The organism is Paenibacillus sp. FSL H7-0918 (assembly GCF_038007025.1).
In the GTDB taxonomy this organism is placed as follows: Bacteria; Bacillota; Bacilli; order Paenibacillales; family Paenibacillaceae; genus Paenibacillus_AQ; species Paenibacillus_AQ odorifer.
Genome location: NZ_JBBOWJ010000006.1, coordinates 116353 through 140743, shown reverse-complemented (window position 1 = coordinate 140743; position 24391 = coordinate 116353). Strand labels below are relative to the sequence as shown.

At 45.4% G+C, this 24391-nt stretch carries 14 protein-coding genes; 6 read left to right on the top strand and 8 right to left on the bottom strand.

Annotation, left to right across the window (positions count from 1 at the left end):
* Window positions 1–116 precede the first annotated feature (116 nt).
* The 4 genes from MHI15_RS29365 to MHI15_RS29350 all read left to right on the top strand — a co-directional run bounded on the left by MHI15_RS29365 (window position 117) and on the right by MHI15_RS29350 (window position 6320).
* Window positions 117–2102 (top strand): anaerobic ribonucleoside triphosphate reductase, encoded by a 1986-nt coding sequence (locus MHI15_RS29365; RefSeq protein ID WP_076124534.1) that lies wholly within the window; start codon window positions 117–119, stop codon window positions 2100–2102.
* Window positions 2099–2614 (top strand): anaerobic ribonucleoside-triphosphate reductase activating protein, encoded by a 516-nt coding sequence (gene nrdG, locus MHI15_RS29360; protein WP_076124537.1) that lies wholly within the window; start codon window positions 2099–2101, stop codon window positions 2612–2614. The genes MHI15_RS29365 and nrdG overlap by 4 nt, the downstream gene beginning before the upstream one ends.
* Before the next feature lie 56 nt (window positions 2615–2670).
* Complete coding sequence (locus MHI15_RS29355) at window positions 2671–5004, top strand: ribonucleoside-diphosphate reductase subunit alpha (protein WP_312150788.1); 2334 nt, start codon at window positions 2671–2673, stop codon at window positions 5002–5004.
* 284 nt (window positions 5005–5288) lie between these two features.
* Complete coding sequence (locus MHI15_RS29350) at window positions 5289–6320, top strand: ribonucleotide-diphosphate reductase subunit beta (protein ID WP_036682584.1); 1032 nt, start codon at window positions 5289–5291, stop codon at window positions 6318–6320.
* Between the two features lie 180 nt (window positions 6321–6500).
* On the opposite strand, the gene ssuE is transcribed toward MHI15_RS29350, so the two are convergent.
* Window positions 6501–7049: an NADPH-dependent FMN reductase gene (gene ssuE, locus MHI15_RS29345; protein WP_036682586.1), complete on the bottom strand. Its 549-nt coding sequence runs from the start codon at window positions 7047–7049 to the stop codon at window positions 6501–6503.
* A 401-nt stretch (window positions 7050–7450) separates the two neighbouring features.
* On the opposite strand from ssuE, the gene serS reads away from it, so the two are divergent.
* Together serS and MHI15_RS29335 are read left to right on the top strand one after the other, a co-directional pair.
* Window positions 7451–8740 carry a serine--tRNA ligase gene (gene serS / locus MHI15_RS29340; RefSeq protein ID WP_076124541.1) on the top strand — a complete coding sequence of 430 codons (1290 nt, stop codon included), beginning with the start codon at window positions 7451–7453 and terminating at the stop codon, window positions 8738–8740.
* 415 nt (window positions 8741–9155) lie between these two features.
* On the top strand, window positions 9156–15452 hold the full coding sequence (locus tag MHI15_RS29335) for a 5'-nucleotidase C-terminal domain-containing protein (protein ID WP_341165201.1): 6297 nt from the start codon (window positions 9156–9158) through the stop codon (window positions 15450–15452).
* Window positions 15453–15558: 106 nt separating this feature from the next.
* Here MHI15_RS29335 and MHI15_RS29330 read toward each other — a convergent pair whose 3' ends face one another.
* The 7 genes from MHI15_RS29330 to MHI15_RS29300 form a co-directional block, all read right to left on the bottom strand.
* On the bottom strand, window positions 15559–16197 hold the full coding sequence (locus tag MHI15_RS29330) for a histidine phosphatase family protein (RefSeq protein ID WP_076124544.1): 639 nt from the start codon (window positions 16195–16197) through the stop codon (window positions 15559–15561).
* 38 nt (window positions 16198–16235) lie between these two features.
* Window positions 16236–17039, bottom strand: a complete 804-nt coding sequence (locus MHI15_RS29325) for an aminoglycoside N(3)-acetyltransferase (RefSeq protein WP_036682594.1) — start codon at window positions 17037–17039, stop codon at window positions 16236–16238.
* A 73-nt stretch (window positions 17040–17112) separates the two neighbouring features.
* Entirely contained in the window at window positions 17113–18672 is a 1560-nt protein-coding gene (locus tag MHI15_RS29320) for a response regulator (RefSeq protein WP_076124545.1), read from the bottom strand.
* On the bottom strand, window positions 18669–20579 hold the full coding sequence (locus MHI15_RS29315; protein WP_340393258.1) for a cache domain-containing sensor histidine kinase: 1911 nt from the start codon (window positions 20577–20579) through the stop codon (window positions 18669–18671). The genes MHI15_RS29320 and MHI15_RS29315 overlap by 4 nt, the downstream gene beginning before the upstream one ends.
* A 118-nt stretch (window positions 20580–20697) precedes the next feature.
* Complete coding sequence (locus tag MHI15_RS29310; RefSeq protein WP_036682600.1) at window positions 20698–22392, bottom strand: extracellular solute-binding protein; 1695 nt, start codon at window positions 22390–22392, stop codon at window positions 20698–20700.
* A 92-nt stretch (window positions 22393–22484) separates the two neighbouring features.
* Window positions 22485–23375 carry a carbohydrate ABC transporter permease gene (locus MHI15_RS29305; protein WP_036682603.1) on the bottom strand — a complete coding sequence of 297 codons (891 nt, stop codon included), beginning with the start codon at window positions 23373–23375 and terminating at the stop codon, window positions 22485–22487.
* 17 nt (window positions 23376–23392) lie between these two features.
* Window positions 23393–24382 (bottom strand): ABC transporter permease, encoded by a 990-nt coding sequence (locus MHI15_RS29300; RefSeq protein WP_081387865.1) that lies wholly within the window; start codon window positions 24380–24382, stop codon window positions 23393–23395.
* Between the last annotated feature and the right edge of the window lie 9 nt (window positions 24383–24391).

Here is a 24391-nt window from a genome sequence, read left to right as displayed (position 1 = left end):
GCTTTTTTTTATGTAATCTGAACAAATATACGACTGCTTATAGCAGTCCAACTTCTTATGGATATATGGATTTGATGATAGATGTTTTTCTTTTATACTGAGAGGAGAGCTGTACAATGACGTTGTTGGAGAGACAATTTAATGGAGTAGAAAATGCACGGGAAGTTCTTTTAGAAGAGCTCATTGATTTAGGCCGGGATATTATCGACAGTCGGGATATGGACCTATTGCGCGAGAATGCCAATTTGAATGGAGAGAGTTTCTCCGGTAAAATGAGCAAGTTCGGCAGTGAATATTCAAAATGGTACGCCCGCAATTTTACGATGCCGCCACAGCTAGTGCAGGCTATTGATGACAATGTCGTCTATGTGCATGATCTGGATCAATACGCGATTGGAACGACGAACTGTATTTTTATCCCGTTTGATAAACTTCTCCGTGAAGGTTTCAATACCGGCAACGGCAGCGTTCGTCCTCCGAACTCAATAATGACAGCTATGTCTCTGGTAGCGATTATTTTCCAATCCCAGCAAAATGCTCAATATGGTGGTGTATCCGCCAATAAACTCGATTACGATCTGGCACCTTATGTAACCAAATCCTTCGCCAAGCTGTTCCGCAAGGGTCTGGATTATTTTGAAGAAGGACAAGCTGACGAATCTTTGGGCGAGATTACGATGAGCCGGACCGATCTGGCGGAGTCATATCCAAGAGCGTTCCGTTTTGCACTAAAGGAAACCGAAATCGAAACCCTGCAAGCGGCTGAAAGTATGGTACATAATCTGAATACCATGTCCAGCCGATCCGGTGGACAAATACCGTTTACCAGCATCAACTACGGTACTTGTACTTCACCAGAAGGTCAGCTTGTGATCAGTTCTCTGCTAACCGCAACTATGAACGGACTTGGCAGCGGAGAAACACCAGTGTTCCCGATTCAAATCTTCAAATGCAAGCAAGGAATCAATCAACAGCAAGGCGATCCTAACTATGAACTGTTCCTAAAAGCAGCTGAATGTTCTGCGCGCAGACTATATCCAAACTTCGCTAATCTGGACGCTCCGCTCAACTTGCAGTATTATGATTCAAGTGATCCTGATACGGAGTTCGCTACAATGGGCTGCCGAACCCGAGTGCTCGGTGACCGTTTTGGGCGTAATCATTGCTCTGGGAAGGGCAACCTTTCCTTTAATACACTAAATCTGGTTCGGCTAGGTCTGGCACACGGCACAGTAACAGGCAGACGTACCGTCGCAGACGAAGCTGGCTTCTATGAAGATCTAAATCATTATATGGATATTGCGCTGGAAGGACTTCTCCATCGCTTCCACATCCAAACCGCACAAAAAGCTAAAGCTTCCGATTTCATGATGCGAGAAGGCGTTTGGGAAGGCGGCGAACATCTTGCACCCGATGACACTGTAGGCGATCTGCTGAAGCATGGCAGTCTGTCTCTTGGCTTCATCGGTATGGCGGAATGTATGAAAGCTATGTACGGCAAACACCATGGCGAGGATATGGAAGTTCATGCCAAGGCGCTGGCTATCGTGCGTCATATGCGGGACTATTGCGATCGGAAAAGTGAGGAACTGGATCTTAACATCACCCTGTTCGCTACTCCAGCAGAAGGTTTGTCCGGTAAATTCACCAAAGTTGACCGCAAGGTACTGGGTTCCATTCCGGGCGTAACCGACCGTGAATATTATACGAACTCTTTTCACATCCCTGTATACTTCGATCTGGGTGCTGCTCAGAAGATCAGCTTGGAAGCTCCTTTCCATGAATACTGCAATGCCGGGGCTATTTCTTATGTCGAATTAAACGGCAATGCCCGCAACAACCCATCGGCTTTTATCAAAATCATTAAATATGCGCTCGAACAACAGGTCAGTTATTTCAGCATTAACCATCCGATTGACCGCTGCTCCAGCTGTGGATACGAAGGCGTAATTGGGACAAACTGTCCTTCCTGCAACGCAAATGAGAATGATGTGCACATCCGCCGTTTGCGCAGAGTTACAGGTTATTTAACCGGCGACTATCAGACCCGCTTTAATGCCGCCAAACAAGCTGAAGTTCGGGATCGCGTTAAGCATCTATGAATATTTGCGGTTACTATCCGGAGTCGATTAACGAGGGAGAGGGCATGCGGGCCGTCCTCTTTCTCAGCGGCTGCCGCCATCGTTGCCCGGGATGTTTTAATCCCGAGACATGGAACTTTAAATATGGAGAAGTCTTCACCTTAGAACGACAACATGAAATCATTGCAGAAATCGCCGCTAACCCTTTGCTGGATGGTCTGACACTGGCAGGCGGCGATCCTTTTTTCTCAGCAGAAGAGTTGCTGGGGTTCATTCATGAGCTTCGCACTGTACTGCCAGGGTTCTCAATCTGGATTTACAGTGGTTATACGTACGAAGAACTTACAGCCCTTCCCGGTACGCCGGAGTGGAATCTACTTAAACAGTGTCAGGTGTTAATAGATGGAAGATTTGTAGAAGAACTGAAAGATACTACGCTTCTCTACCGGGGAAGCTCCAACCAACGCATTATCGACATTCCGGCCAGCATGAACGGCTCGGAGGTCTTTCTGTGGCAGCCTGCTGCGCTATAATATATCAATTTTTGATATTGAAAAATTAATTTGAAATAAGAAGGGATGAACTAAACATGCCGCAATTCGTAGTAAAACCGGATAATCGCCAACTGGCTTTTGATGAGAACCGTCTTTCCGTCTACGCTGACCGTATTCTGGAAGGTCTCGATCAACTAAATAAAGAAACTTTGCTGCGTGGAGTGAATTCCAAACTGCGTCGTGACTCGGTAAGCGGAGAAGAAATCAGCAACGCCTTCACCATGAGCGCTCTAGAGCTTGTAACAAAAGAAGAGCCTAACTGGAAGTTCGCAGCTGCCCGCGCCCTTCTGACTACCCTTTATAAAAAAGCTGCCGTCCATCGCCGCTACAAAGCTTATCCAGAAGAGCCTTACGGTGAATTGTATCCACTAATTACGGATCTCGTGAAAAAAGGAATCTATCGCGAAGAACTTCTAAGTCATTACACCAAAGAACAAATTATCGAACTAGGCGGGTGTATCGATTATACACGCGACCTTTTGTTTGACTATATCGGTCTGCTTACGCTATCCGACCGTTATTTGGCGCATGATTTTGACGGCCGTGTAATGGAGCTTCCACAAGAACGTTATATGATTATTGCTATGTACCTGATGCACCGTGAGCCAGCTGAGAAACGTCTTGAGCTTGTAAAAGAAGCTTATTGGGCTATGAGCAACATCTATATGACTGCTGCTACACCTACAATGTCCAATGCCGGCAAAAAGGTCGCTGGACAGCTATCCAGCTGCTTTATTGATACTGTAGACGATTCCCTAGAGGGAATCTTTGACTCCAATACAGACGTAGCACGTCTAAGCAAAATGGGTGGCGGCATCGGCGTTTACCTCGGAAAAGTAAGGGCACGTGGTTCGGATATCCGTGGCCACAAGAACACAAGCTCCGGCGTAATCCCTTGGATTCGCCAGTTGAACAATACAGCAGTCAGTGTAGACCAGTTGGGCACACGTAAAGGTGCTGTAGCTGTTTATCTTGATGTATTCCATAAAGATATTCTCGCTTTCCTCGATCTTAAGCTGAACAACGGTGACGAGCGCATGCGTGCACATGACGTGTTCCATGGCGTCTCCCTGCCTGACCTGTTCATGGAAGCTGTAGAATCGCGCAGCCATTGGAACCTCTTCTGCCCTCATGAGGTGAAAAAGGTCATGGGCTGGACAGATAAAAATGGCCGTCCACTAGGATTGGAAGATTTCTACGATGAAGAGCTTGGCAAAGGTACTTTCCGTGAAAAATATGCTGAGGCTACAGCGAACCTGGAATTATCCCGGATCACTGTTCCTGCGATCGACATCATGAAACGGATTATGAAATCACAGCTAGAGACGGGTACACCGTACATGTTCTACCGCGATACCGTGAACCGGACCAACCCAAACCGTCATCAAGGTATGGTTTTCTCCTCCAACCTGTGTACAGAAATTATGCAGAATCAGTCTGCAACAGTTATTGAGCAAGAAGAATTAGTAACTAAAGATGGCCAGACCCGGATCGTTATTTCCAAAATCCCTGGCGACTTCGTAGTCTGCAATCTGAATTCGATTCACTTAGCACGGGCGATTCCAGCTGGCGTATTAGAAAGACTTGTTCCGATCCAAGTTCGTATGCTTGATAACGTAATCGACATTAATAATATTGAAGTTCTGCAGGCACAATACACGAACAGCCAGTACCGCGCAGTAGGTCTCGGCACATTCGGCCTGCATCACCTATTGGCACTCAAGGGCATTCGTTGGGAATCCGAGGAAGCCGTAGAATATAACAATCATTTATATGAACATATCAACTACCTGTTGGTTCGTTCGAGCATGGAGCTTGCCCGTGAAAAAGGCCGTTATCCGAAATTTGCTGGATCCGATTGGGAGACTGGCGCATACTTCACTTCCCGCGGTTATGTTAGCGGTGAGCAAGAAGGTAAATATGTAACGACTGAGCAATGGCGCGAGCTGCAAGAAGAAGTAGCTAAGGACGGCGTACGTAACGCTTGGATGTTCGCCATTGCGCCGAATGGATCTACATCGATTATTGCCGGCTCCACCGCCAGCATTGATCCGCTGTATGAACTGCTTTCCTATGAAGAAAAAACAACTTATAAGATTGCTAACCCAGCACCGGATCTGTCCGACAAAACGATCTGGTACTATAAGACAGCATTTACGATTGACCAAAACTGGTCGATCCGCATGGCTTCTGCTCGCCAGCGTCACGTCGATCAAGGCCAAAGCTTCAACCTGTATGTCCGTCCTGACATCAAGGCTACCGAGTTCCTGGAACTGCATCTGAATGCCTGGAAGGGCGGCTTGAAATCAACTTATTATGTGCGTAGCCGTGCTTTGACTATAGAAGAGTGTGAATCTTGCGCTAGCTAATTATCTTAGTGCCCTAAATAGAAAAACGATGATGAATTTCGTAACTGCGAGGAATGTTTGGGCTTCCGGCCGCTGTTGTCATCAGAGGTCTTGATCTTTACCGCTATTAGCGGATGACATCCGATGACAGCATATGCTTTCGATGCGAGCTTTCCTACGGAAAGCTTTCGGGCGAACGCTGACGCTCCTACAGCTCCAAACTTCCTCTCCGTTACTCCATCACCGTCTTTCTATGAACAAGACACCAAGAAAGATTACCCGCGCAAAAAATGGAGGGATAAGAAATGCAATTACAAAAGATTTTTAATACTGAAGCACCTAACCAATCCACACGCATTATCGACGGTGAATGCTCAGGTATTCTGAACTGGAATGATATTCGCATGCCTCATATGTACAAGCTGTATAAGGTACTGCTGCTTAATCACTGGATCGCGGATGAAATTCCAATGTCCAAGGATGCGCAACAATTCCCGATGCTGGATGCCGAGGAACAACGCGTATTTAAGATTAATATCTCCCTACTCGCTGTGCTGGATTCGATGCAGACGATGTTCGTGAGCGACGTGAAGCGTTATTTCACCGATTCCTCTTTGGAAGCTATCTCCGCTATTATCGGGCAGCAAGAAGTGGTGCATAACCAATCCTATTCCTATGTTCTTTCCTCTATCGTGTCGGAGAGTGAGCAGAAGGAAATTTTTGAATATTGGAAAAAAGACCCTGTCCTGCTGGAACGTAATCAGTTTATCTCTGATATTTATCAAGAGTTCCGTGATAACCCTACGAGACAGACCTTTTTCCATGCGCTGGTAGCAGATCTCATCTTGGAAGGGATTTTCTTCTACAGTACTTTCGCCTTCTTCTACAATCTGGCCCGTGACCAGAAGATGATGGCAACTAGCCAAATGATCTCTTATATTCAACGTGACGAGAATCAGCACTGCTACTTCTTCGCAGAAGTATTTAAGCAGCTGCTTGTAGACTTCCCTGAGCTGAACACCAAAGAAAACATGGATTACGTATACCGTACCATCGACCGCGCGGTAGAGCTCGAAACCAACTGGGCTTATTACACACTTACTAACGTGCGTGGTATTGATCTTAACGAGCTTAGCGACTACATCAAATATACAGCGAACAAGCGTCTGACTTTGATGGGTATGGAAAAAGCTTATCAAGGTGTTGACGTTAACTGTATGCCTTGGATCAAACCCTTCTCCGATGATGCGCTTAATGCTACCAAAACTGACTTCTTCGAAGCCAAATCCCGCAACTATGGTAAGGTTGGCGACGATAACGGATTCGACGATTTGTAAGACCGGATATATAACAATCCCTATATAAAAAAGAGGCCATTCTCTACTTTCTTAGTGAGATGGCCTTTTTGCTATAGCTTATATAATGCAAAAAGCGCCCCTCTCCCCTGGTATCAGGGATGAAAGAGACGCTTATACGTTTGTTATTAGCACTAAGCACAGAAGGCTTACTACTTAGTCTTATGCCTTGCGTTCCACACGATGTGTAGTTTCTTCTGCAAGCTCATCTAATGCATCGTTCAGGCGCAGCTTCAGCTCCTCAGCAAGCTCTACCACTCCGTGATCATTACGAACCACTTGAGAATCCACGGCATAGACGCCGCCAAGAATGTAACGCGCGCCCAGTACAGACAACACAGGTTTCAATGCGTAATCAATTGTGAGCAGATGTGCAAGACTGCCGCCCATGAACAGCGGGAGTACAACTTTTCCGGCCAATCCCTTTTGTGGAACCAGATCTAAAAAGGTCTTCAACACGCCTGTATAAGAAGCTTTATAAACCGGGCTAACCACAATTACCGCATCAGCTTCCGCTACAAGGCCATTGGCTTTGACGATAGACTCACTTTCAAACTTAGTGTGAATCAAATCCTCCGCTGGTAGCTCTGCTACGTTAATACGCTCAACCTCGAAGCCCTGATTGGTTAAGCTGGCCTCCGCATATTCTATAGCTGCATTGATACGCGATACCAGGGAAGGCGTTCCGTTAATCACAACAATTTTAGCCACTTCTCCACCTCTTCCATCCCACTTAAGCAGCTCTCACTGCTTTATTTATTATCCCGACAAAATTACTTTAAATTAATACTAATCCTAACGTAGAATTGATATTTTTGTCAAACCATAACCACTTGCGCTCCTCCCACTCTTACGTTATACTAAGCAACAATATTAAATCCAACAATCAGGCCAATGATCGGCATCCAACCGTGAGGCGTCTGCGACCGGAGTCTACAACAACTCCCTAAGTTCACCGGGTTTCGCCCGTTACCGCGAAGACCAAAGAGGGTCGGATTGTTCCTGCAGTTAAGGAGATTCGATCAACCTGGGTGGCACCGCGAGCTGACGCTCCTCGTCCCATGGATGAGGGCGTTTTTTGCGTTTTTTTAACCAAAAAGGAGCGAAACGGTATGCTGGATATGAACTGGATCAAAGACAATCAGGAACTTGTAAGAAACATTACGGCTTGGAAAAGAGTCGACTTCCCACTGGATGAACTGCTGGAATGGGATGAGAAACGGCGCGAATTGCGCCAAGATACGGAACAGTTGAGAGCCCAGCGTAACGGGCTGACCAAAGAGGTTGAACGACTTTTACGACAGGGTGACAGCGTGGCAGGAGAAGCAGTTAAAGAACAAGTAAGAGAACTGAACAACCGCCTGAATCTCTATGAGGCAGAACTAACTGAGGCAGACCGGCGCTGTGGAGAACTCATGCTGCTCGCACCAAACCCTGTATCGCAGGATACACCGATTGGCCATGATGATAAAGATAATGTAGAACTGCGACGAACCGGAACGTTGCCGGAATTCGGCTTTAAACCGCGTGATCATGTAGAGCTAGGCGAGCTCCACAATATCATCGATATCCCCCGTGGCGTCAAAGCAGGCGGCCCACGCAGCTATGTGCTGAAGGGTGCAGGGTTGTTGTTACATCTCGCTGTACAGCGGCTGGCCATTGATGTACTAACTGCCCGCGGGTTCACGGTGATGGATGTTCCCGTGATTGTCCGTCCGGAAGCGCTGGAACGTACGGGCTTCTTCCCCGGCGGGATGGATCAGACCTATGAGCTAAACGGAGACAATCGCTGGCTGGTAGGCACATCGGAGGTGTCGCTTGTCTCGCTGTATAGCGATGAAATTGTCGAACTGGATTCGCCAATGCGACTCGCCGGAATGTCGGCCTGCTTCCGCCGTGAGGTAGGATCGGCGGGACGAGACGTGCGTGGCCTGTACCGTGTTCATCAATTCTCAAAAATTGAACAAGTTATCTTATGTCGGAATGATGAGGGCGTATCAGAGGGCATGCTGCAGGAGATTCTTGCGAATGCAGAGCATATTCTACAGCTCTTGGAACTTCCCTATCGGATCATGTCTGTCTGCACAGGAGATATGTCCCTGAAGACACATAAGCAGTATGACATCGAGACTTGGATGCCAAGCAGAGAGGCATACGGAGAGACACACTCGGCTTCCAACCTGCTCGATTTCCAAGCTCGTCGTTCGGGCATTCGTTACCGGGATGCCGACGGTAAGCTGCAATACTGCCACACCCTAAACAACACCGCAGTGGCTACACCAAGGATCCTAATTCCGCTGCTGGAGAATCATCAACTGGAGGATGGATCCATTTACATTCCGCAGGCACTGCGTAAATATATGGATGGAATTGAACGGCTTGAGCTTCCGCACCAGCAGTGATGTGTTGTCCAAGTAGATTTAAAATTAATAATGCCCTTCCACTTCTCGATAAGAAGCTGGAGGGGCATTATTTTTGTTCCGATACATTCTATATAATTCTAATCTCTATTGTTTTCCCTATGTAAAAATTAACAAAACTCTAGAATAAATTTGTCGCAATCCATAATAAATTCAACAATATATATAACATAAAATTAAAATATCGGTGATCTATTAACCATAAAAACACTAAATTTATAATTAATATTGTATTTATGCACTGTTTTTATACTAAAATCACAACATTTCAATTTTTAGATTTAAATGATGCAAACTTTAATTTATATTCATGAAAGACAACCTTTCATTTTACATTTGAATGCTAAGATTTAATAGGTTGTAAATAAAAGATTCGAGGGGAGAATGACTTATCCAAATGATTATTTCTTCAAGAGTAAGGAAATGGTTCGCTACTGGACTGGCAATGTTAATGGTTGCCGGCAGTGTGTTACCAGCTGTCCAGACCGCCGAGGCAGCACCGGATAATAGCAATATTGTTATCTCGCAGGTCTATGGTGGTGGTGGAAACGGCGGAGCGGAATTTAAAAATGATTTTATTGAATTATACAATCCTACAAATCATCCAGTAGATTTGACTGGATGGAAAGTTCGCTATACCTCAGCGGCCGGAACCTTTAGTAGCGGAACAGACTTAAATGGAACCATCCCGGCAAATGGATACTTCCTTATTGAGGAGGCCGCTGGAACGGGAGGAACTACCGACTTGCCTACTCCTGATGTTAGCAAGGGAATCCTTGCTATGAGTGGTACAAACGGCAAAGTCGACCTCGTTGATAAATCAGGTACAACAATTGATTTAGTTGGCTACGGAACAGCTACAAATGTCGAGGGAAGTGCGACCGCTGCTCTCTCCAATACGACAGCCGCTATCCGTAAAGCTGCGGCTGGTGCACCAGCAGACAGCCGCGGTCTAGATACGGATAACAACTCTACGGATTTTGTTGTCCAAGCACCAAGTCCACGGAACAGCACCTACGGTACGTTCCCTGAATTACCGGAAACTGCTAGTTCCGCAGTAGCTTTACCAGCCCCTAATGCCTGGCCGGCTGGTACAGAAATATCTTTGAATTCTCCAACGGTTGGAGCATCCGTCTATGCAGCTGTTTATGGATCAGGTGGTTCAACTAATTTCCAACCTTACACAGGGCCTATTACCTTAACTGAGGACACTACGATTAAAGCGTATGCTTCAGAACCAAATATGCCAGACAGCCCTATATCGACTTTTGATTACACTATTCTGGCCAAAACAGTTGTTGCAACAGCACGCCTTGCTAGTAAAGGTCAGAATATTTTAACAGAAGGTATCGTAACTCACATTAATGCAGCAAAAATGTATATTCAGGATGAATCCGGCGGGATCGTACTTTATGGTTTCCCAGAGTTCGCAAACGTTGGAGATCGTGTTGAAGTAAGCGGCACAATGGATATCTACAGCAACCTGCAAGAAATCAAATTCCAAAGTGGACTTCAATACAATGTAGCTGCAAAAAATGTTGGGGTGCCTGCACCAAAATTGATTACAGCAACCGACTTGTCTGCCGCGAACGGCGAAAGCCACGAAGCTCAGCTGGTAACTATGAATAATGTGACCATAGACAATGTAAATGGCAGCACGGTGACTGCTAGCCAAGGTGGACAACAATTCACAATTTTTTCAACCCTGCCTAAACTAGTTAAGGGTAAAACCTTTGACAATATCACTGGAGTTATCGAGCAATATAGTACGACTTATCAATTCATTCCACTTAATGAAAATGCTTTGGTGGAAGAAACTTTTTCCGTTATGGCCAGCCCTGGCGCAGGTCGCATCATCAAAGGAAGTTCTGTGACCCTATCCAGCCCTACTCTTGGAGCACAGATTTACTACACGACCAACGGAACTGAACCAACAACAGCAAGTAAGCTTTATTCAGATCCGATTACAGTTAATCAAGATCTTACCATCCATGCAATTGTCGTAGCAGATGGCAAGACAAGTAAGGTTTATACCTTTGCATATAAAGCATCTGAACTCCCTCGTATACATGATATTCAAGGAGAATCTCATACTTCTGAGTATGCAGGTCAGAACGTTTCCGATGTAGAAGGCATCGTTACCCAATATGGGTACACCTTCGCCACTGGCGCTTATAGAGGTTTCTTTATGCAAGACCCTCAGCCAGACGATAATGTAAACACTTCGGAAGGTATTTTTGTATACAGCACTAATTCATCCCTTAAGCCTCAAATTGGAGATTTAGTCCAAGTTAGTGGAGCTGTTTCCGAATACAACGAAGGTAACGCAAGTAATTTAACCTCTACTCAAATTACTATGACTTCAATAAAAGTAGACTCCTCTTCAAGTTATACTGTGCCAGAGCCTGTCGTACTTGGTAAAGGCGGGAGAGCCATTCCGTCTTCCATAATTGACAATGACGGCATGGCTGATTTTGAGCCTAATGAAGATGCAATTGATTTCTACGAATCGTTAGAAGGTATGCTCGTCAAGCTCCCTACCCCTACGATTATCAGTCCTTACTGGACAAGTGGTAGCGGAAATTCCATGCTGTATAACATCCCTACAAGAGTAGAAAATGAAACACCTGATGTCATCACACCAGCTGGTGGATTAGTTCTCAAAGAATACAACCAATACAATCCTCAGCGCCTCATCATTGCTTACGGAAATCCGGGTCAAGAAGTCATCACCGGAGATAAGTTCGCGGGAGATGTAACTGGCGTCATCGGATACAACAACGGTAACTTCAAAGTGATTCCGGAAAACGGTAAGCTTCCAGCCATCACTCCAAGTACCTTTAAGCAAGAAACAACTACTCTTGAAGTCAATGATAGTAAGTTGTTGATCGCATCGTACAACATTGAAAACTTCTACCCGGGTGTCGGAGCAACAAAAATCCAGAAACTAGCCGACTCCATCACAAACAATATGAAAAAACCTGACATTATCGGCGTTGTCGAAATGCAGGACAGCAATGGTGAAGCCAATAATGGTATCACTGAAGCAAGTGCAGCCGAATTGATTAAGGCTATTGAAACCGCTGGCGGTCCTGTATATAAATACACAGATATCGCTCCGGAGAACAATATGGATGGCGGTGCCCCAGGCGGAAACATTCGCGTAGGATTCCTGTACAATCCAGCAAGAGTACAGCTTGCGGACAGTGTGAGCGGACAAAAAGGTACAGCTACACAATCCGTTGGATATAACGCAGCGGCAGATCAATTGACCTACAATCCAGGACGAATTGATCCAACAAACTCTGCCTTTGCAAGTTCACGTAAACCCCTTGCTGCACAGTTCGTATTCGGTGGCGAAACAGTAATTGTGATCGCTAACCATTTCAATTCAAAAGGCGGCGATACCGGTCCTTTCGGAAACGTTCAGCCCCCTGTATTGTCCAGTGAAACACAACGCCATAAAATCGCGGCGGTCGTAAACGGATTTGTCAAAGAGGTTCTGACTGCAAATCCTAAAGCCAACATCGTAGCTCTTGGCGATTTGAATGATTTCCAATTTACTAAAACTGCAACCCTCTTAAAAGGTACAGAACTAGACAATTTGATCGATACATTACCTTTAAATGAGCAGTATACGTACACCTATGATGGAAACTCTCAAGTGCTAGATCATATTCTTGTCAGTAAAAATCTAACGGCTTCTTCTAAAGTAGATGTCGTTCATCTAAATGCCGACTTCTCACCATCGAACGGTCGGGTATCCGATCATGATGCGGTTTTGGCACAGATTGATTTTAATACTGCTGAAGACTTCCCACTAACCATTCTGCACACCAATGATACACATGCAGGATTAGATACTGTCAGCTCGCCAAACAACATCTTGCGCCGTGTAACAGCAATCAAAGATGCCAAGGCGACTACAGAGAATCCTATTCTTGTAGACGCAGGTGATGTGTTCTCCGGAACGCTTTACTTCAATAAGTATCTGGGTCAAGCAGATCTGGCCTTTATGAATCTGGTTAAATATGATGCTATGACTTTCGGTAATCATGAGTTTGATAAAGATTCAGATGTACTGTCCAAATTCATCGGCAACGCAAAGTTCCCATTTGTCTCCTCCAATGTGAACTTCTCAGCGGATGATATTCTTAGCAAAATGTTCACCAATGAAATCGGCCGGTCAGGTAATGCTGGAACCATCTACCCTGCGCTGATCAAAGAAGTAGACGGCCAACAGGTCGGTATCATGGGTCTGACGACAGAAGATACGGCGAACATTGCTTCACCAGGTAAAGTGACCTTTGAGAATGCCTTCGCTAAAGCGGAAGCAACGGTCGCTATGCTTGAAAAAGAGAAAGTTAACAAGATCATTGTTCTCTCTCACCTTGGCTATGAAGAAGATCTCAAGCTAGCCAAAGCCGTTAACGGCATTGATATTATCGTTGGGGGTCACAGCCACACGCAACTGAATCAAGCCGTTGTTGATAACACCGATCCAAAAGCACCGAAGCTAATTGTACAAACTGGTGAAAAAGGTCTTTTCCTTGGCCAACTTGAAGTTAAATTTAACAAAGATGGCGTACTGACCGATTGGAAAGACCAATTAATCTCCATCGATGCTAAAAACGGTACTAACTACGTTATCGCAGAGGACCCTGAAGCTAAAAAGATCCTGGATACCGAGTATAAGCCGGGGATTCAAGAACTAACCAATGAGGTAGTAGGAAATTCAGAGGTTGTTCTAAACGGCGTTCGTGATAATGTGCGCACAAAGGAAACTAATCTTGGTAACCTGATTGCCGATGGCATGCTTTATGCAGCTCAAAAAGCGGGCACTAATGCCGTAATCGCCTTGCAAAACGGCGGCGGTATTCGCGAATCCATCAACGAAGGACCGATCACACAAGGCGAAGTACTCGGTGTACTTCCATTCAACAACGATCTGGTTACGATCACTTTGACTGGACAAGAAATTAAGGATGCTATGGAGAACGGGGTTTCCAAAACGCCGGCAGCAGACGGACGTTTCCCACACGTTGCAGGGTTGAAATTCTATTACGACTCTACGAAACCTGTGAACGAACGTGTATTGCGTATTGAAGTGAAAAACGGGGATAAATACGTTCCTCTAGATCTAAAAGCATCTTATGAAGTAGCTACTAATGCTTTCACAGCTAAGGGTGGAGATTTCTATACTTCACTTGAAAAGGCCTATAAAGAAGGCCGCGTGAATCTGCTGTACCTACCGGACTTTGATGTATTTACGAAGTATCTGCAGAAGGTTGGAACGGTCACTGCGAACACTTCCGCCGTTGAAGGCCGGATTGTTGATCTAAAAGGTGCACCACTGCCGGAGACAAATCCAACTCCGACACCAGACCCAACACCAGTACCAACACCAGATCCAACTTCAGTACCAACTTCAGTACCAACATCAGTACCAACATCGGCTCCAACAGTACCAACAGCTACACCATCACCAACTGTTGCTCCAACTGTGGCTCCAATTGCTTCAGCACAAGTAACAACAATTGATGCTGCTGATCTAACCAAACAACTTGCTGAACTGCCAACGGGTAGCCAAGAGCTGGTTATTCCGGTTAAAGCCACTACAGGCGGCGCTCAAGTAGTGCTTCCAGGCAGTGTGCTTGTAAAACAAGCAGCAGCACAACCTAACACAGTTCTTACCTTTACTACGGATGGTGCTTCTTATTCCTTGCCACTCCGTGTTGTAAACAGCGCAGCACTTGCCGCTCAATTAGGCACCAGCGACTTTACAATTACGGTATCCATTCTAGTAGCGAATTCGGGAACACTAAGCAGCACAAACCAAGCTATAGCCTCACAGCTAGGTAATGCTACTTTAGCTGCTCCAGTAATCGAATTCAGCGTTTCAGCACAAGCCGGAACTAAGAGTGTGCAGTTGAACAATTTCGGCAGCACTTACGTGAAGCGCACGATCAATGTACCTGCCGTCTTAAATTCAAATAACGCAACGGCAGTGGTCTTCGATCCTGCTTCAGGTAAGATCTCCTTCGTGCCTGCTATCTTTGTTCCTAAAGCAGATGGAACAACGGACGTTACGATTAAACGGAACAGCAACAGCTACTACACCGTTGTTAAGTCTTCCAAAACGTTCGCAGATACTAACGGACACTGGGCTAAATCATCCATTGATCTCTTAGCTACCAAACTAATCGTCAGCGGAACAAGCAACGATACGTTCTCTCCTTCACAGTCGATCACACGTGCTGAGTTCGCGGCAATAATTACGCGTTCTCTGGGACTTGCGATAGCTAATGGTGAGACCACATTTAAAGATGTAAACCCAAGTGCTTGGTATGCTGATGCTATTCGCACCGCAGCAGAAGCCGGATTGATTTCCGGTTATACCGATGGTAGCTTTAAGCCGGGTAGCCCAATCACTCGTCAGGAAATGGCCTCGGTATTAGCGAAAGCTATTAAGTACACAGGGAAAACCTTAAATGCCGACCCTGCAGCACTGGCTAAATTCAGTGACGCAGCAAGCATTCCAGCTTGGTCCCAAGCAGCAGTAGCAGAAATCGCTGCTGAGGGAATTATCCAAGGAGCAACAGATGGATCCTTTGCTCCACAGAAGCTGGCAACTCGTGCCGAAGCGGTTACGATGCTGGAGAAGACATTGAAATCTCTCCAGTTTATCAACTAGCAAAAGCTGATCTCCAGCTCTGAAGTCAAAAAGGCGGTTCTTCGAGTGCGTAATGCACCCGAGGAACCGCCTTTTTTTATAAACCCAATCTGATCTGTAGGAAGTGTTATGATTCCATCCCAGCTTCACTCTCTTCGTAATGGCTCGTATCCCCATGCAGCAGGATTTCCGGCACACCATCCGTAAAATCAACCCTGCATAAGCAGGTCGGATAAATGTAAGGCAGATCCCAGAGCTTAGGCAACGCTCTGCCCTCAAAATAGGCCATTAACAGCTTAATCACTACTGTATGTGTGACGATAAGAATGGTCTCACCCTGATGGGCAATGAGAATTTCCTGAAGCTTGCCCAGCGCCCGTGCCTGCACCTCTGCAAAGGTCTCACTACCCTCCACTTTAAACTGCTCAGGGTCTTGCCAGAAATTGCGATGCTGCTCCGAATACTCGCTCTCCAGCTCAGTAGAATCACGGCCTTCCCATACCCCCATGCCAATCTCTTTGAACGCCTCAGAGGTCTTAAGCGGAGTACTCCGCTCTCCTCGAATAATTTCAGCTGTGCGCAGCGCCCTTGGGCTGGGGCTTGCATAGATGACATCCAGCTGTTCAGTGCGCATTCCCCGGCTCAGCCATTCTGCCTGTTGCACACCAAGAGCCGTCAGTTCAGAATCCATATGTCCCTGCATCCGATGCTGCACGTTCCATTCCGTTTGACCATGCCGGGTTAAAAATATCGTTGTTGTACTCATGCCAGCTTCTCCTTCCGTTTCCCCTATCCAATGAGGTTTTACTTCCTGTTCTGTTCCATCCAGTTCACTGCATAATCTACGATTTCCCGTTGCGGAATCAATTGAGCGGTTGCGGAAGCAACCTGTCCATATGTAATAAGTCCCGTCTCTTGTCCAAACTGATCTGCCAGCTGAACGAAATCGTCAGAATCCCAATCCAGCTCCTTAAATTCCACCCACTGCCTAACTCCATCCACCATAATGGGCGCCCCGCCAAGGGTTTCCTTCTTGCCAGCATAAGATGCGCGGCATTCGGCAAGATGCAGAGAAGTATTATTAAGATTGCCAACACCCAGCAACAGTACATGTCCGCCCAAATCGTAAATCCGAGCCAGCGGAGAATCTTCCCCCAGACCCATTTCAAGCGAATGACCATACATAATTTCGTCTCTATGCTTGCCCCAAGCGGCAAACGAATGAATCGGATGGTCACTGCGTTTTACTCCTTTTTGTTTACGGAAGCAGTCCGGAATAACCCCCATTCCTCTAAGCTGGGTCAGGTCTGGATCATAAGCCGGCATCTGCTCGCGGATACTCTGCCACCACGCCTCCGGCACCGGTGGGTTGCTCCAGCCTGCGGGATCAGTCAGGTCACTGGAATGAGTGGGCATTACCAGCGTGCCAGATTCTCCGAGGACCTCCTCCAATGCCAAAATAACAGCGACCGGGCCCCCGGCTACCCATTGGCCTAACGATTTAAAAGAAGAATGCAATAAAATCGTCATGCCCGCCTTAACGCCCAGTCGACGAAAATCCGCTGCTAATGTCTGAACCGTAATCAAATTGCCTTGTATTTCTTCCACCCTTCATTCCTCCAATGAATCTTCTCAAATCCATTATATAGGAGGGCCGCTTCTAAATGCACCTTCAATAGCCTCAACACTCTTCGGATACTATTTTCGCTCTATAATCACCTGGAGAAATTCCCTCCAGCTCTTTAAAAACACGGGCAAATTGTTTACTGTTCTCGAAGCCTACCTCTTCTGAGACTGTTGCGAGCTTACTGCAGCCTTTTGCCAATAGCTCTTTAGCGTGACGGATACGGACCTTTTTTAAATAAATAACAAAATTCTCACCGGTATATGCCTTAAAGGCTTCGCTAAAATAAGAATAATTCAAGGATACATGATTGCTGACCATAGCCATATTCAGTGGACGGGCGTAGTTGGCTTCAATATAGCTCAGTGCCTCTTCCATATCCGCATGCTCGGTATGCGCGGACCTTACGCCTACAATGTATTCATTCACACTCAAGAGTAAGTTCTCCAGCGCACGATAATATTCGTGGAAATGACGATAGTTGTACATATTGCCTACCGTGCGATACAGCTTCAATACCTCTACCGAGGCTTCGCCATGTACCCGAAATACTTCATCCAACACCAGTTCGTTTACATTCTGTCCCACGGACTCCAGATAAGCTAGGTCCAGTTCCTTCAAATGCTCAGTTTGAAAAATCACAGATAGAAGATGCTTCATCTCCTTCTCGCGTTCTGTTCCCAGCATATTGAGCAGCTTGCGAAGCTCTTCCTTAGGTAACGGAAAGTTAGACCGTCCCTGACCAACATCCCCATAATCCAACAAACTCACTTGCGGATATAAAAAAGTATATTGCAGTGCCCGGCATGCTTCCTTATAACAGGAACGGAGGTCCTCAAGACTTTCTCCTTCGCTGCTAATCCCAATCGATAATCCCTTTATTTCCTTAGCTTCAGCTTGTCTGGACAGCTCTATAAAATCCTGTTTTCTGCTCCCGATCAAGACTAATTTGCCATCCCAATCCGTTGTGATTTCCGAGAAAAACTTTTCAAGCGGTCCGATCAATCGTTCCGCCAGTCCCTGAACATCCCCCGACTTCATTCTTGTTCCGTCATTGTAATAGTAATTCAACACACCAACTGTAAAAGGTGCTTGCAGATCACTTAGCCACTCTTGCTGCTCACGCTCCAGCGGAACCTCCTGCTGCATTAGCAGTCCCCGTAAACGACTGGACCGCAGTTCCCTGCGGAAGTGTTCCGTTTCCTGTTCCAGCTGCCTTGCGCTGAGATCCTGTTCTTCCTGTTCCTTATCGATATTCTTCAAAATTTCGAACAACTCATCTCGGCGAATCGGCTTCAGCAAGTAATCCTTCACGCGATAACGAATCGCGCTTTTGGCATATTCGAAATCATCATACCCGCTTAAGATCAGCACTGCTGGGCTTTTCTCACCACTTGTTAGCTTAGATATCTGCTCCAACAGTGTAATTCCATCCATCACTGGCATACGTATATCTGTAATAATAATATCTGCACCTTCGGTCTTAAATATCTCGAAACCCTCTGCGCCATTACTCGCCATTGTGATGGTATACACGGACGGAAATTCTCTTTCTATCATAGTCTTGAGACCGTAACGGATATTCTTTTCATCATCAATGATCAGTAGCTTCTTCATAGTTGTTTTTCTCCTGTCAAAAGAACTTTCGGCAAGGTCAGACGTACCATCGTCCAACTCCCTGCTTCACTCTGTACTACAAGCCCATATTCATCACCATAAAAGATTTGCAGTCGCTGATGTACATTTCTCAGTCCAATACCACCTGTTCGGCGGTCAACATCCCTCTGTTCTGAAGCACTCTCACAGCGCTCATCTTTCGCATAAATCGCCTCGTTCAAAGCAACCAAACGCTCTGGAGTTAAGCCGATGCCATTATCACGAAGCTCTATGCAAATATCACCTTCCGTTTCCGAAATATGAATATGAATGTTCGGGTCCTGTAAATTCTCTTTCTCGTCGCACCAAGCATGCTTAACACTGTTCTCTACAATAGGCTGCAGTGACATTTTCAGCACCTCCAGCTCCAAATATCGAGGTTCAATATGAAGCACTAACTTAACCGGATATTCAAAACGAATATTCATCACTTCAATGTAATTTTCAATGTGGCGGACTTCATCCCGCAGCTTCACATACTCTCCGGACCATTTAAAATTATAGCGCATCATCCCACCCAGCGAGGTCAGTGCGTCCGAGATCGTTCGCTGGTTCTCAATTTCAGCCAGCATTTTTATATTTTCCAGCGTATTATACAAAAAATGTGCGTCAATCTGGTTATGCAGCGTACGCAGCTCAGCCTCTTTAGACAACGCCTGCTTGCTCACTGCCTGAGCCACCAACGTATTGATGGTGTTCATCAGCTTGGAGAAATGATGGGCAAGCTCCCCGACTTCCCCTCCACCACGAATCATTATTCCAGTGTACGCTTCACCTCTACGCACTTTTTTCATCGTTTCGGTCAATCTACGCAGATTTTTTAGAATAAAGGCATTTGTCACATAAGCGATCAGCGTTAGTAAAGTAATAAAACCAACATTGGCTCCAATGATTAAGTTGCGCGTGCGGGAGATATCCTTCATCACTCCTTCCATTGACACTACATTTAACAAATAAGCATCAATTCGTTCTAGCGGAGTGTTAATTAACAAAAACGATTTACCATTCTCCGAGTAATTACTGTCCCATTCGCTAGTTTCCCGGAACTGCTTATACCGTTCTGCAATCATATCAGCCATCTCTAGATTATCCTGCAAAAAAGAATTGTCCGGCCTGGTGAAAAGCTGCAGCTCACTATCCACAAGAAACATCTGGGTCTGATTATCCCGTACATCTGTATACGTCTTGGGTGTAAATCGACTAAGCAGCATATCCACCTGCACCATGCCGATATGATTGTCTGCTGGCCGACTCTTCTCACGCAGCAAAGAAACCTTTGGCAGACTCTCCGTCGGTGCTCCCAAGTATCTCTGCATCAAATCCGGATCATTTTTCTGAAAAGACCAGTATTCCTGCCCCTTCAATTGAAGCGCTTTCTGAAACCATGGGGTGGAAGAAACCCGCTCTTCGCGAAAGATAATCGGCCAAATTTCATGCACCTTATTACTTCTCGAATACAGCCGTAAATGCTCAATATTCGGATTATTAAATTGAATACGAGTCATATTCACATAAGCATTTGTATTAAAATCAACCAAATCTACTAGCTGCGGTTCGGTTTCATTCGCTAAGAATTTTTCTACTTCGGCATCAGAATAAGCCATTTGCGCCGCCCGTTCCATCGCTTCGATCTGATTATGAATATGCAGCTTCTCCATTTGCGACAAATAATCATTTTTCTCGACGGCATCGCGGAGATAGGTATTATTAATGGCTTTATAGGAGTAGACAGAAACCAGCATACACGGGCCTAAAACAATAAAAACATAAGCTGCAATTAAACGGCTCTGAAGTGATCTTCGCCCCCACCAATAACTAAAAGAATGCCATAATGCTCTGGTTCGATCTCGCCTATTCACTTTATACACTTCTGTCCTGTCCACCTCGCTAAAATAGTGAATATTCAAATACTTAATATCTATTCCTTATTATAATTCGAAAATAACCCAAAAGCCCGCAGTTAGCGGGCATTTTGGGTCATACTTTTTATTTTATGGACAGCTTCACTTTATTCTCTTCATATTTCTTTTGTTGGTAGGCATCAAATACATCTTCGCCTTCCTTCTTTCTCTTCTCTAAATACTCATTCCAAATCTTATCGAATTCCGCATCGGAGGAAGCCATGAGCAATTTCGGCATAGTTTTACCGCGCAGCTGTTTCAGCTTCGAAGCGATGATGCCTTCAGGAGAGTTTCCTGTTGGTTCGATTTGTTGGAACTCGGAGGAGCCTATGGATTTACCTCTAGTCCAATCTTCCAATTGCTTAAATGGTTCTACCGATTTAGGAGCCCATTGGTCTGTGATATTCGTATTTTGCAGCATCCAGAATGTAAAGGAAGATCCGATTTGCTTATCAAACGTCGAACGGTCTTTATTCATCAAATCAAACACTTCTGGTTTAAATTGATCTTTTCCATCAATCGTATCGTAGCTGACACCTTTTTCGCCTAAGAACAAGTCTTTGTTGCCTTCTTCACTGTTCAAGTAGCTGAGGAAGCGGATAGCACGTGCTTTATCCTTAACATCTTTGGAGATCAGTGTTACCGTCCAACCGGAGATACCAGGGCCATCAAGGGTTGGTTTATCCAAGTTCGTATTGGAAGGTCCGTCAACAGCGATATACGTTTTAGTTGGATCCTGTTGGTAAATCGTTCCTAGTTGTGCTGCAAAGTCTGTACGTTGATACAGCATTGCGAAATAACGGCCTTGGGCAATTTTTTCTTCCATTTGTGGGCGTTTGTCGATAAAGATATCTTTAGCCAGCAGACCGTCTTGATTCGCTTGACGAAGTGCCTTCATCCAGCGGATATATTCAGGATCGGTTTCACGAGCATATACCTTGCCATCTTTTTCTCTTGGGATTGCCAAGAAGTTCTGCAGGTAACCTTCCAAAGAATCGTTACCGTTCTCGGTAAATTCATGCAAACCAAGTGGAATAAGCGGCTGTCCATTTACGTCAGGGAATTTCTCTTTCGCTAATTTAAGCGCATTCAAGAAACCTTCTGGTGTGCGCATATCTGGACTTCCAATAGCTTCATACATATCCTTGCGGACAGCGAATACTTGGTTGGATACGTAATTTTCTCCATATTTCTCATAGTCGGCAGGAGAGGAAGAAGAGTTAGGATAGCCATACACATTGCCGTCTTCTTGTGTATACCAGCCCAGCTTATCAGCATCGGATACTTTAAAGAAGTACGGATCATATTCATCAGCAAGTTTGTTCAATGGAAGAACAAGTTCACCTTCGACCATTTTCTTAATCGCATCTTCCCAGAAGCCCAAAGTGATGAAATCAGGCAATTTACCGGATGCAATCAGCGTGTTAAGCTTCTCATTCTCGTTACCAGCCGGAACGATGAAATTAATATCAACTCCGGTCTTCTTAGTTACATATTGGGAGGTTGGGTCCACGCCCCATTTATTAGGGAACCATGAGAAGTTCAGGTACCAGTCAAATGTAATGGGTGAAGTATCAATCTTCCATCCCGGTTCATCTGCTGATAATGCAGCAGCAGTCGGTTCAGCACTTGCCTCCGTATTAGTAGCTTTAGCGCTGTTAGCATTACCTTCGGCATTCTTGCCAGCATTATTCCCGCTGGAGCAGCCTGCGGCTGACAATGACATCATTATTGCGAGAAGCAGAACTCCCATTGCTTTTGGCTTACGTTTCATGCCCATGCTTGTTTACCCCTTTTCTATGAATGTTAATTATAAGCTCAACCCCAGTGCCTACAGCTGTAGGCAACCGGAGGAGTTATCACTGCTAGACATCAGCCCTTAATGGAGCCGATCATCATCCCTTTAACGAAATAACGCTGCAGGAACGGATACACGAATACTATCGGCAGTGTGGTCACTACCATCGTCGCCAGCTTAATGGACTGTGACGTTACGCTTCTCGTAACGCTGCTGCCTTGTACAGCGACCATCATTTGACTAGAGCTCGATTGTGCGACGACCCGGAACAAATACGTCTGAATCGGCTGTAGATCAGTATTATTGATATAGATCATACCCGTGAAGTAATCATTCCACTGATACACGCCATGGAACAGCGCAATGGTAGCAATTACAGGCATGGATACTGGAAGTACGATTCTTAGAAAGATGGACCAATCATTAGCACCGTCAATCCGTGCCGCTTCTTCCAGCCCATCGGGAATCTCCCGGAAGAAGGTCATGAAGATAATAAGATCAAAGAAGCTAAACATAACCGGAATAATATAGACTAGGAAATTCTCCAATAGGTGAAGGTCCTTCATCAGCAGGAAGGTAGGAATGAGTCCCCCGCCAAAAAAGAGAGTCACTGTACCCATCAGCATGTAGAACTTACCGCCAATGAGGTTTTTTCTGGAGAATGCATAAGCTACCATCGCTGTGAAAAATACATGCAGTACAGTACCCAAAAGTGTTTTGGCGACAGTAACCCACATCGCCTGCATGATGCCGGGGCTGGCAAACACGGCCTCGAAATTCTCAAAGCTGAACATCCGCGGCCACCAGTAGATTCCTCCCCGCATGGCGTCATTACCGTTATTGAAGGCGTTAACCAATACGTACCAGATCGGGTAAAGCGTTATGAAGCAGATACATAACATGATGAGGTTATTGATGATATCGAACAGGGCCTCGCCCTTGGTTTTACGCTTAAGTGCAAACATATATGGTCCTCCTTATCCTAGAACAACGATGTATCGTTGATTTTTTTAGATACTTGGTTGGCAATCAGCAGCAATATTAGAGCGATAACCGATTTTAACAATCCAACTGCAGTTGAGTAAGAGAAGCGGCCTGAGAGAATCCCTGTATAGTACACATAGTAATCAATTACATTACTTGCACTATCATTCAGTGAGTTGCGCAGGACCAGAATCTGATCAAAGTTGGAGTTCAGCACTCCGCTGACCGCGAGAATGAAGAGAATGCTGATTGTCGATTTAATCGCCGGCAAGGTAACATACCACATCTTCTGAAATCTGCCCGCGCCGTCGATTGTCGCCGCCTCGTACATTTCAGGAGATACACCGGAAATTGCTGCTAAATAGATAATCGCTGACCATCCAAGTTCTTTCCAGATATCAGAGGAGATAATAATTGTCCAGAAGTAACCAGGCTCAGCCAAGTATGTAATTGGCTGATCAATCAGATGAAGCGCTAGCAAAATGTTATTGATAATTCCTACATCAGCAAGCCATGTAGCCAAAATCCCTCCGAGTACCACCCATGAGAGAAAGTGGGGCAAATACGAAATCGTCTGTATGGTCTTCTTGAATTTCATTGAACGAACTTCATTCAGAAATAGAGCAAATATTATTGGCAATGGAAATCCGATAATTAGCTTAAACAAGCTGATGCCGAGCGTATTTTTAATTACATTCGAGAGATTGTCATCATCCATGAACTCTTTGAAATGTGTAAGTCCCACCCATGGGGCTTCTGCAATCGTTTTAACGATGTTGTAATCTTTAAAAGCAATGATAATTCCATACATGGGAATGTAGTTAAAGATTATCATCCACGCAATGCCGAGTAGAGCCATTGTCTGCAAATGACGCTGGGCAATGAACCTCTTCCAAAGCGGGCTCCGATTTACTTTACCGGTTTCGAAATTGCCAGGAATTAACGGCTTCATCGTTGAGCTTACTTCCATGCTTTTTTTGTTCTCCATCCTTTGGAC

Coding starts and splice junctions, on each gene's coding strand:
- MHI15_RS29365 (WP_076124534.1), top strand. CDS start 117: ATGACGTTGTTGGAGAGACAATTTAATGGAGTAGAAAATGCACGGGAA.
- nrdG (WP_076124537.1), top strand. CDS start 2,099: ATGAATATTTGCGGTTACTATCCGGAGTCGATTAACGAGGGAGAGGGC.
- MHI15_RS29355 (WP_312150788.1), top strand. CDS start 2,671: ATGCCGCAATTCGTAGTAAAACCGGATAATCGCCAACTGGCTTTTGAT.
- MHI15_RS29350 (WP_036682584.1), top strand. CDS start 5,289: ATGCAATTACAAAAGATTTTTAATACTGAAGCACCTAACCAATCCACA.
- serS (WP_076124541.1), top strand. CDS start 7,451: ATGCTGGATATGAACTGGATCAAAGACAATCAGGAACTTGTAAGAAAC.
- MHI15_RS29335 (WP_341165201.1), top strand. CDS start 9,156: ATGATTATTTCTTCAAGAGTAAGGAAATGGTTCGCTACTGGACTGGCA.
- MHI15_RS29330 (WP_076124544.1), bottom strand. CDS start 16,197: ATGAGTACAACAACGATATTTTTAACCCGGCATGGTCAAACGGAATGG.
- MHI15_RS29320 (WP_076124545.1), bottom strand. CDS start 18,672: ATGAAGAAGCTACTGATCATTGATGATGAAAAGAATATCCGTTACGGT.
- MHI15_RS29310 (WP_036682600.1), bottom strand. CDS start 22,392: ATGGGCATGAAACGTAAGCCAAAAGCAATGGGAGTTCTGCTTCTCGCA.
- MHI15_RS29305 (WP_036682603.1), bottom strand. CDS start 23,375: ATGTTTGCACTTAAGCGTAAAACCAAGGGCGAGGCCCTGTTCGATATC.
- MHI15_RS29300 (WP_081387865.1), bottom strand. CDS start 24,382: ATGGAGAACAAAAAAAGCATGGAAGTAAGCTCAACGATGAAGCCGTTA.